Origin of the sequence: Burkholderia sp. BE17 (genome assembly GCF_009362305.1) — a bacterium.
In the GTDB taxonomy this organism is placed as follows: Bacteria; Pseudomonadota; Gammaproteobacteria; order Burkholderiales; family Burkholderiaceae; genus Burkholderia; species Burkholderia pyrrocinia_C.
Genome location: NZ_WHNU01000047.1, coordinates 63898 through 74188 on the forward strand (window position 1 = coordinate 63898; position 10291 = coordinate 74188).

The following is a 10291-nucleotide window of genomic DNA, read 5'->3' on the forward strand; positions in this document are numbered from 1 at the left end:
ACAGGCGATCGGGGCCGCGTTTCTTGAAGGGGCTGCAATGACGCACGCACGTCTGCTTGAAATGGACGCAGTCCCGCCGGCGCCGGTTTTTTCGGCTTTCTCGGCGATGTCGATTGCGACAGCGTCGCTGGACAGCCGTGATGCCGAGCCGTTCGACGCGCCGTGGATGGCGGCATTCGACGCGATCGACGGCGATCCGGGTACGGCGATCGACAGGCCGGCAGTGGACACATTGCGGGAAAAGGCATTCAAGCTCGCCTTCGGCGCATCGGGCAACGCCGGCGCGGCGGCGTGTGTGCCCGACTGCATCGAACCGATCGCGAGGAGCCGTATGTCGGGTCGCACCGTCGGCTGGCCAGCACGTATACTTTGGGATGCTTATCAAAACGGTCGGTTTCCCCGCTGGCTGATTCACTTTCGTGGTTTCCAGATGGCGTGGCGATCGGGGGATTCATGATCGCGACGCGACCCGCATCGCACGCCGACGGGTTCGCGCCTGCTCGCCGGCAAGTACGCCATCTTTCCCGTCTCAAGCCCCCGATTGTCAAACAGTGTGAGTCAATCGTCAGCATTTGCAACTGAAGTAACAGTCCCCGCAAATCAATCGTTTTGCGCGTCGGCGCCGCTACATTAGCTCCACCTGCCGCACGTCGCGGCGAGGCATGCGACAAGCCGCACGGATGCGGCCCGCAGCAACAACGTCTTTGGGGAGAATGACCATGAACAAGATTCGTACGATTCTGCTGGGTGCCGCACTGACGGCGATGGCGACGTCGGCTGCTTTCGCACAGACGGCTCAGACCGGCGCTGAGGGTTCCGCAGGCGTCGGCGCACAGGTCCAGACGCCGCTGCTCGGCGGCGGCGTGGGCGTGCAGGCTGGCGCCGGCGCGAATGCGGCAGGCTCGGGTTCGGGCGCGGGCAACCTCGTTGGCGGCGCGCTGAACGGCGTCGGCAAGACGGTCGGCGGCGTCGGCGCGGCAGCCGGCAATGCGGTGGGCGGCGCGACGAATGCGGTGGGTTCGGCTGCGGGCTCGGCGAAGGATGCCGCGACGTCGGCCGTACATTCGACGAAGTCGCACGTGAAGCACGTCGCAGGCACGGCAAAGAGCCACGCACAAGGTGCGATGTCGACGGCAGGTGACGTCGCGGGCGGCGCGAAGGCGAAGGCCGGCGAAGCGCTCGAAGGCGCGACGAACTCGGTGCAGGGCGGCGCATCGGTCGGCGTGAAGGGTTCGGCGTCGGCGCAAGGCGGCGCGCTGTAAGCAACACGCATCCCGTCACGGCCCGGCCCGCTTCGATGCGGGCCGGGCCGTTTTTTTTATCGGCGCGCACAGCGTGCCGTTCGACGTTCGTCGAAATACAGTGATGCATCGGCGTTCGCCGCGAATTCGACGGCGCGACGGGCACGTTCGCGCTACCGGACGCCACGGGCACGAGCCCGCGGCAGGCGACGCGCGCGGCCCCTGCCCATTGCCCGCCCGCCATGCTTAAATAGCGGGGCTCCCGGTTGCCGGGCCGCCGCGATGGCAGCGCCGGCCGACGCGGGCAAGCATGTCCGATCGACAGCGTGACGACAGACGACACCAAAACGCCGTTCCGGCCAGCCCGGCGCGGCCCGATAACATTCCGAGGCATTACGTCATGACCATCCTGTTCCGTCTTCTCGCGCTCGCCTGCGCGCTCTGGCTGGCCGCCTGCGCAGCGCCGCCCCCGCCGTCAGGCAGTATCGGCGCGTCTGCGGCTGCACCGCTGGCTCCGGACGCCAGCGAACGCCGCGGGCTCGGCACCGCGTGGGGCGAGTCGGTGCGATCCGAAACCCGCAATGTCGAATTCGAACGCGCGGATCCGGCGAAGCCGACGGATCTCGCGTCGGTCTACTACAACGACGCGCTGCCCGGACATCTTCCCGCATCCCAGGTGCGCCGGCTGCCGACCCGCGTCGCGCTCGCGAACGGCGACATCGCGCTGTCGTTTTCGGACGAGAAGGGGGGGCCGCTGCGCCTCGCGCGCAGCAACGGCCGCTGGCACATGGCCGGCATCGAGGGTTCGCGCTACATGATCGTGCTGCGCAACCAGGGGCGCCGCACGTTCGAAGTCGTGTCGACCGTCGACGGGCTCGACGTGCTGTCGGGGCGGCCGGGCAGCTATACGAACGGCGGTTACGTGCTGTATCCCGGCCGCACGCTGACGATCGAGGGCTTCCGCAAGAGCCGCGACGAAGTCGCCGCGTTCCGCTTCGCGGCGGTGCCGGACAGTTATGTCGCGAACTCGAAGTACGGCGATGCCGCGAACGTCGGCGTGATCGGCGTCGCGCTGTTCGCACAGAAGGAGAATGATGAGGACGCGCTGCGCCGCAACGCGAATCCGTTCCCCGGCAACGACAACGGCTTTGCGCCGCCGCCCGTGCCGCGCGGCGAGTGACGGCATGTATCGGATCGGCCGCGTTCGTCGCGACGAACGACGCAAGCGGCGCGATCCGGAAACGGGATTACCCGGGTGGCACGCCTGCGCATACGACGAACTCCACGGCGTCACGCGCGATCCATGCGAATGCGAAACCGCCGGACGATACCGGTTGCGTTGAGGGTCGCGGTGCCGGCGCTGTCATTGCGGTGCGGGCGAAGAAGGTACGCTGTACGTGCTGGAACTGCGCGGCGCCCGAGCGGTGCCGCTTCTCGCTGCCGGTTCGAAACTGTCTCGACTCCGTTTCGCTCGAAACCGACGCCGGAGTGCAATCGCCGTATCTGGCGATCGCATGGCGCGACGTACCCGGCCGGCATCGACATCCGGTGGAAATATTTCGCGCACGACGGCGCAACGCATCGCGTCTATCGTTTCGTGAGCGGCACGTTTGCCGAAATCGAGGTTCAGCAGTAACACGGTCGCGCCACGGCACAATGGCCGTTCGAATTCGCATCGCGTGCTTTCTCCACCATCCGGACCGACGGAGAACCCCATGTCGTTACCCGCTTTCAGGTACCATCCCGACCCGCTGGCAACCGGCAGCGTGATACGGTCGGACGCGCGCTGCGTGTGCTGCGGCGATGCGCGCGGCTACCCGGATTGCCATTGACGGCCGGACCTGCGCGAGCGGCGTCGCCCTTCGTCATGAAACCGAGGAATCTTCGTGAAGTTCATCCACGCGGCAGACATTCACCTTGACAGCCCGTTGCACGGCCTGAGCGCGTATCCCGACGCGCCGGCCGCGCAGTTGCGCAATGCGTCGCGCGAGGCGCTGCGGCAACTCGTGGATCGCGCGATCGAAGAGGAAGTCGCGTTCCTCGTGATCGCCGGCGACCTGTACGACGGCGACTGGAAGGATCACAACACCGGCATCTTCTTCGGCCAGCAGATGGGGCGCCTGCGCAAGGCCGGTATTCGCGCGTTCGTCCTCGGCGGCAACCACGACGCCGAAAGCGAGATGACGAAGAAGCTGACGCTGCCCGACAACGTCACCGTGTTCGGCCATCGCAAGCCGGAAACCCACAAGCTGCCGGAATTCGACGTCGCGCTGCACGGGCAGAGCTTCAAGGACAAGGCTGTCGTCGATAATCTCGCGATCGGCTATCCGGACCCGGTGCCCGGGTACTACAACATCGGCGTGCTGCACACGGCGCTCGAAGGTTATGCGGCGCACGCGAACTATGCGCCGTGCACGCTGGCCGAACTGCACGCAAAGGGCTACGACTACTGGGCGCTCGGCCACGTGCACGAATTCCAGCAATGGACGGGGTCGTCCACCGTCGTGTTTCCCGGCAACCTGCAGGGGCGCCATATCCGCGAGACAGGCCGCCGCGGCGCGGTGCTCGTGACGGTCGAGCAAGGCCGTACGCAGGTCGAGCGCCTGTATCTCGACGTGCTGCGGTGGGAGTCCGTGTCGGTCGACGCATCCGATTGCTTCGCGGTCGCCGATTTGTCGAGAAAGATCGGCCAGTCGCTGGAGGCGCTGCTGACCGTCGACGGCCACGTGCCGCGCGCGGTGCGCGTGACGGTGACGGGGCGCACGCCCGCGCACGGGCTCTTTTTCGGACGCGCGCCGCAGTTGCGCGCGGAGGTGCTGAACCAGATCGGCATCATCGGCAACGAGCGGCTGTGGCTCGAGAAGGTCCGGCTCGCGACGTCCGCCGCCGATCATCAGCAGGGCGAGAGCGAGCAGCTTGAAGCGCTGGAGGATTTGAAGCAGATCCTGGCCGAAGCCGCGCACGATCCGGATTTCCTCGCGCTGCTCGAACGCGACCTGAAGCCGTTCGTCGGCAAGGTGCGCAGCGACGTGAAGGAAGAAGTGCCGTTGTTGACGATGGCGCGCGCGGGCGAGCTCACGGCGCTGGTCGAGCAGGTCGGTCCCGCGCTGCTCGCGCGGCTGGCAAGGGGGGAGTAAGCGATGCGCATCAGCCAGCTCGATCTGATCAAGTACGGCAAGTTCACCGACGAAACACTGCGGTTCCCGTCGGCCGGCGAGGATTTTCATGTGATCGTCGGGCCGAACGAGGCCGGCAAGTCGACGATCCGCACGGCCGTGTCCGAGTTGCTGTTCGGGATGAAGCTGCAGACGCCGCTCGATTTCCTGCACAGCACGCCTGAACTGCGGATCGGCGGCGTGCTCGAGAACGGCACGGGCGAGCTCGCGTTCCATCGTGCGCGCGGGCGCAGTCCGTTGCGCACGCCTGCCGACGACAAGCTTCCCGACGACTATCTGGCCGCCATCCTCGACGGCGCGACGCGCGAATTCTTCGAGCAGATGTTCGGGCTCGATCACGGGCGGCTGGTCGACGGTGGCCGCAGCATTCTCGATGCATCCGACAAGCTCGGCCAGGTGCTGTTCGAATCGGCCGCCGGTGTCGGCAGTCTCGGGCCGGTGCGCGAGGAACTGGACGCGCGTTCGGTCGAACTTTGGGCGCCGCGCCGCAGCGGCAGCGCGTTTGCGCTGGCAGAAACATCGTTCAACGAAGCCGTGACCGAACTGAAGACGGTCCAGGTGCGCACGCGCGACTGGGTCGATCGCAAGGACGCGCGCGAAGCGGTCGAACAGCAGATCGAGCACGCGCGCGCGGAGCAGCGCCGGCTCGAATCGCTGCGCTCGAAGCTCGAACGCGTGCGGCGGTTGGCACCGTACCTGAAGGAGCTGACGGTCAAGGATGCGGCGCTGGCAGAACTTGGCGCGGTCGTCGAGTTGCCGCCGACCGCGTATGCGGACCTGCTGAAGGCGCAGGGCGATCTCGCGGCCGAACAGAAGGTGCTCGAAGAACGGCGTGCCGACCTGCTTGCGAAACGGCAGGCGCGCGATGCGATCGATGCCGACGCCGATACGCTGGCGCTCGAAGCCGACATCGAAGCGCTCGATCGGCTGCGCGGCGCGTGCATGAATCACGCGCAGGATCTGCTGCTGCTCGGCGCCGACGTCGAGCGGCATCTGTCCGCCGCGTTTTCGGCGGCCGCGCAGCTCGACTGGCCGACGGACGAAGCGACGCTGCGCGCGTCGCTGCCGACGGCGCTGTCGCTGAAGACCGTCGCGAACCTGCTGCGCGAACACGGTGCGCTGCACCAGGCGCTCGCCGGCGCGCGCGAATCGCTCGACGAACGCACGCGCGAGCTTGCGCAGGTGCAGGAGCAACGGGTGCGCCTGTCGACCGCCGACGTGCCGGAGGCGCTGCGCGCGGCGCTCGCCGATGCGCAAGGCTTTCGCAATAGCGGCCAGCGCGAACAGGTGCTCGAACATGAAATCGCTGCCGCCGAACGCACGCTGTCCGGCGCGCTCGATGCGCTCGGCCAGTGGCGCATGCCGGTCGACACGCTGCGCGCGCTCGACGTGCCGTCGGCGGCGCGGCTCGGCGCGCTGCTCAAGGAGGACAGCGAACGCGCCAGCGCGGCCGCTGCCGCGCGCGACGCGCGGGACGGCGCGCTCGAAGAGCTCGAGCGGCTAGAACTGCAGGAGAAGCATTTCGCGGAGAACCACAAGGTTGTCACGACCGCCGACGTGCTGGCGGCGCGCGCACGACGCGACGACGCATGGGGCGATATCCGCAACGGTGCTGTCGACCTCGCAACAGGCGCACCGGCGGTCGACGACGCGATTCGCCTGGCCGACGAACTCGTCGATGCGCAGCTCGGTGCGACGCAGGCGGCGGCGACGCTGCAATCGCTGCGTCAGCAGGTCGAATCCGCGCGAGCCGGCGTGGCGCGCAGGCAGGCTGCGTTGGACGAGCGCGAACGCGAGCTGGCCGCGCACCGCGACGCATGGGCCGATCTCGCGACGACGGCCGCGGTGCCCGGCATGCCGCTGGCGGCGATGGGCGACTGGCTCGCGAAGCGCGACGCGGTGTTCGCCGCGCAGGTCGATCTCGACCGTCAGCGCCGCGAATTCGACACGATTCGCGCCGCGCGGAGCGGTGCCGAAGCTGCGTTGCGTTCGGCGTTGCATACGGTGTCGAGAGGCAGCGATACGGACGGACTGGCGGCACTCGTCGCCATTGCCGAGACGTTCGTGCAGTCGGCCGAGAAAGCGATCGCGCAGAAGGACAGCCTCGACGACCGCGCGCGGGAAGCCGAACGCGGATGCGCAACGGCGCAGGCGCGAGTCGGCCATGCGCAAGCAGCCTACGATGCGTGGCGCGCGCAATGGCGCGACGCGCTGGCCGACGCGAAACTTTCCGCGAGTGCGGTGACGCTGGCAGCAGCCGAAGGCGCGCTCGGGCTCGCGAATGCGGTGACGGCCGAACTGGCCGATGCGGATGCGCCGCGCAACCGCATCGCTGCGATCCGCGCCGAGCTGGCCGCGCTCGAGGCCGGCGCGCGGCGGCTTGCCGAAGCGCTCGCGCCGGAATGGCTGGCGAGCGGCGACTGGCTGGACGTTGCACGCAGGCTGGCGATGCGTCTCGCGGCCGCGAAGGAAATCGCGCGCGCGATCGAGCGTGCCGACGAAGCCGTGCGGCAGGCCGACGGCAAGGTCACGGATGCGGCCGCCGCGGTGGCCGGTGCCGATGCGCGCATCCAGCCGCTGCTTCATCTGGCTGGCGTGGCGTCGATCGATGCGGCGCTGCCGCTGGCCGAACGCTCGGATCGGCAGCGCCAGCTTCGGCAGGCGGTCGACGCCGCGCACGAGGCGCTGGTGCGCGACGGCGACGGGCTGTCCCGTTCGGCCGTCGAGGCTGAGGTTGCGGAACAGGACATCGCCGACGTGCCGGCGCGCCTGGAGGCTGTGAAGCAGTCGCTGGGCGATGTCGGCAAGCGATTGAACGAGCTCGCGCAACAGCAGGTCGTGGCCGACCAGGCGTTCGGCGCGATCGACGGCCAGGCGAACGCGGCCGTCGCCGAATCGAAGCGGCAGGAAGCGCTGGCGGCGATGGGCGACGCGGCCGAACAGTATCTGGAGGCGGCCACCGCGAGCCGGTTGCTGAAGTGGGCGACGGATCGCTATCGCGACCAGAAGCAGGGGCCGATGCTCAGGCGGGCGGGCGAGATCTTCGCCGGGCTCACGCTGGGCGAGTTCGCGAAGCTCACCGTCGATACCGAGCGGACGCCGCCGGCGCTGTACGCACGGCGGACGAAGGGAACGTCGGTCGAGGTCGCCGGGTTGAGCGAAGGGACGCGCGACCAGTTGTTCCTCGCGCTGCGGATCGCGGCGCTGGAGCTGCAGCTCGGCAGCAGGACCGCGCTGCCGTTCGTTGCCGACGACCTGTTCATCAACTTCGACGACGCGCGCGCGAAGGCCGGGCTCGACGCGCTGCGCGATCTGTCGACGCGAACCCAGGTACTGTTCCTGACGCACCACGACCACCTGCTGCCGCTCGTGAAGGACGTATTCGGCGCGCGGGTCAACGTGGTCGAGCTGCAGCGCGCGCCAGCCGGCGCGTGATGCGGGGTGCGCACGGATGCCGGTGCGCGGGAAGGGTCATCGCGTGCAGGTAGTATGTGCGGTTCCGAAATGCACGCGGCCGGTTTTGCCGGTCGCGGGACTGGCTACACGAGGGGGGAACATGAAAAGGCTGGTAGCCGCTATCGCGTTCGCGGCGGACAAGCATCGCAATCAGCGGCGCAAGGACGAAGAAGCGTCGCCGTACATCAATCATCCGATTGCGCTCGCCGACGTGCTGGCCAACGAAGCCGGCGTCGAGGACGAGCGCGTGATCGTCGCGGCCGTGCTGCACGACACGGTCGAGGATACGGAGACGACCGAACAGGAGCTGCTGCGACTGTTCGGCAAGGACGTGGCGGACATCGTGATGGAGGTGACCGACGACAAGTCGTTGCCGAAGGACGAGCGCAAGCGCCTGCAGGTCGAGCATGCGGCGACCATCAGCCGGCGCGCGAAGCTCGTGAAGCTGGCCGACAAGATCTGCAACCTGCGCGACATCGCGCGCCATCCGCCCGCGGACTGGCCGCTGGAGCGCAAGCAGGCGTACTTCGACTGGGCGAAGTCGGTCGTCGATCCGATGCGCGGCGTGCATCCCGGTCTCGAGGCGATCTTCGATGCCGCATACGAAGCACGACCGGCGGACTGAGGCGCCCGCATGCGATCGACCCGATCCATCGGATCCGCCGCGCGGCAATCGCTCGCCGTGGCGGGTGTCGACGTCGGGGGCGACAAGAAGCTATGCGATCTCGTGATCCTGCGCGGGTCGAAGGTTGTCTGCCGCGAGCAGCGGATCGCGCCCGAGGCGTTGCCTGCACTGTGTCTCGCCCATGACGTCGTGGCCGTCGGCGTCGACGCGCCGAGCCTGTGGTGGGCGGGAGGTGGGCGCCGGGCGGCCGAGCAGGCGCTCGCGCGCGAGCGGATCTCGTGTTTCCCGACGCCGTCGCGAGAGCAGGCCGTCGCGAGCACGTCGGGCTTCTTCGACTGGATGTTCATCGGAGAGCGCGTCTACCGCGCGCTCGCGGACGCCTATCCGCTGCTGACCGGCGCGCGCTATGCGGGCGGGCGCGCGAGCTTCGAAACCTATCCTTACGCGATTACCTGCGCGATGCTGGGCAAGGCGGTTGCATCGGCGAAGCACAAGCGCAACCAGCGCCGGCAATTGCTGGAGCGGCTGGGGATCGACGTGTCGACGCTGCGTTCCGTCGATGCGCGAGACGCGACCTTGTGCGCACTGACGGCGCAATACGTCATCGACGGGAACGCGCATGCGTATGGCGATACGGAGGGTGGATATATCCGTGTGCCGATCGTGAGCGAGACGATCGTACTCGACTCACTGTAGCGGCGGCGCGCGGCGACTACAGGACGCTGTTACGACAAGGTGAGCTCTTGCGGGAGAGGTGCGGTCTGCCTGACGCCGACGGAGTCACACAGTGATCGTCGACCGACAAACATGAGGATTGCGGGCGCACGCGACACGAAGCCGGTGCGCCGCGCGATCCCGAGCGGCACTGCTCAATCCTCGAGGATGGATTTCGGCACGCTGGACAGATCGCAGGCTTGCGCCTGGTCGAAGTAGTCTTCCGCATCGTCGATCATCACGACCGCGACGTCGATCAGCTCGTCGAGCCGTTGCAGCAGCGATTCACGCCACTCGATGTCTTCGTCGCGCTCGGGCGTCTTGTCCATCTGCTCGATGATCGAGTCGGCCGTCTGCAGGAAAGGAATCGCCTGCTGATAGTTTTCGATCGAAACCAGCGCCGCATTGCGTGCACCGATGAGCCGTTCGCGATGCTCGTCCGCGAGTTCGGATTCGCCGCTGATCCGCGGCAATACATCCGAGATGCGTTGCAGAAGTGGCGGGGCCTGTTCTTCGAGCAGGATGGCGCGCTCGCGCAGCGCTGCATATTCGTCGCGAAGATCGGCGTCGCCGGGTTCAGTGGTGCTGTCCATCGTCGATGTGAGTGCGTGGTTCGGTCGCGGCATGATACTCGACAGCGCGAGCCCCCTTGTCCGATCCTCGGGACGGGGTTGCGAAACCCATGAAGGCGCGAACGCGCAATGTTGCAACCGGGCGATGTGGTGTTGCGTTCGGCGGCCCGGTGATTGGCGGGGATGCGAACCCGGAGCGCGCTTGGGAAGGGCATGCCGTCGGCCTCGTATATATATGAGGAAAGAGAGGCTTGCCCGGTAACTATGGCGGGCGGTTCGCGTTGCGATGCCCGGCCCGTCGAGCCCCAAGCCACCGTGCGCGCGAGCGCACGGTGGCTTTTTCAAAATAATTTCACAAAGGGGCTTGCGGAGACGGTGGCGGGTGCATAGAATCACGCCTCTTTCGCGCTAACGGAAACGCGGCGCGGGAGAGGGGAAGCGAAGTCGGTGGTGTGCAGCAGGTTGGGCGCACGGCTGACGCAGGAAGATGGACCCCGCAGTCGCAAC

The 10291-nt window shown here is 67.6% G+C and carries 9 protein-coding genes; 8 read left to right on the top strand and 1 reads right to left on the bottom strand.

All coding sequences use genetic code 11. The features are described from left to right. Window positions 1-37: 37 nt before the first annotated feature. The 8 genes from GD429_RS32695 to GD429_RS32730 all read left to right on the top strand — a co-directional run bounded on the left by GD429_RS32695 (window position 38) and on the right by GD429_RS32730 (window position 9194). On the top strand, window positions 38-457 hold the full coding sequence (locus tag GD429_RS32695; RefSeq protein ID WP_227791849.1) for a hypothetical protein: 420 nt from the start codon (window positions 38-40) through the stop codon (window positions 455-457). 262 nt (window positions 458-719) lie between these two features. Further along, window positions 720-1262, top strand: a complete 543-nt coding sequence (locus tag GD429_RS32700) for a hypothetical protein (protein ID WP_152863347.1) — start codon at window positions 720-722, stop codon at window positions 1260-1262. Window positions 1263-1641: 379 nt separating this feature from the next. Further along, window positions 1642-2421 carry a hypothetical protein gene (locus GD429_RS32705; protein ID WP_152863349.1) on the top strand — a complete coding sequence of 260 codons (780 nt, stop codon included), beginning with the start codon at window positions 1642-1644 and terminating at the stop codon, window positions 2419-2421. 535 nt (window positions 2422-2956) lie between these two features. Further along, window positions 2957-3073, top strand: coding sequence for a CbrC family protein (locus tag GD429_RS32710; protein ID WP_227791862.1), 117 nt, complete (start codon window positions 2957-2959; stop codon window positions 3071-3073). Window positions 3074-3127: 54 nt separating this feature from the next. Continuing rightward, entirely contained in the window at window positions 3128-4378 is a 1251-nt protein-coding gene (locus GD429_RS32715; protein ID WP_321575056.1) for a DNA repair exonuclease, read from the top strand. A gap of 3 nt (window positions 4379-4381) precedes the next feature. Beyond that, complete coding sequence (locus GD429_RS32720) at window positions 4382-7852, top strand: ATP-binding protein (protein WP_152863353.1); 3471 nt, start codon at window positions 4382-4384, stop codon at window positions 7850-7852. A gap of 121 nt (window positions 7853-7973) precedes the next feature. Continuing rightward, window positions 7974-8498: an HD domain-containing protein gene (locus GD429_RS32725; RefSeq protein ID WP_152863355.1), complete on the top strand. Its 525-nt coding sequence runs from the start codon at window positions 7974-7976 to the stop codon at window positions 8496-8498. Between the two features lie 9 nt (window positions 8499-8507). Next, window positions 8508-9194, top strand: a complete 687-nt coding sequence (locus tag GD429_RS32730) for a DUF429 domain-containing protein (protein WP_152863357.1) — start codon at window positions 8508-8510, stop codon at window positions 9192-9194. Window positions 9195-9367: 173 nt separating this feature from the next. On the opposite strand, the gene GD429_RS32735 is transcribed toward GD429_RS32730, so the two are convergent. Then, the gene (locus GD429_RS32735; RefSeq protein ID WP_152863368.1) at window positions 9368-9838 is read right to left on the bottom strand and encodes an ATPase; all 471 of its coding nucleotides are present in this window, start codon (window positions 9836-9838) and stop codon (window positions 9368-9370) included. Between the last annotated feature and the right edge of the window lie 453 nt (window positions 9839-10291).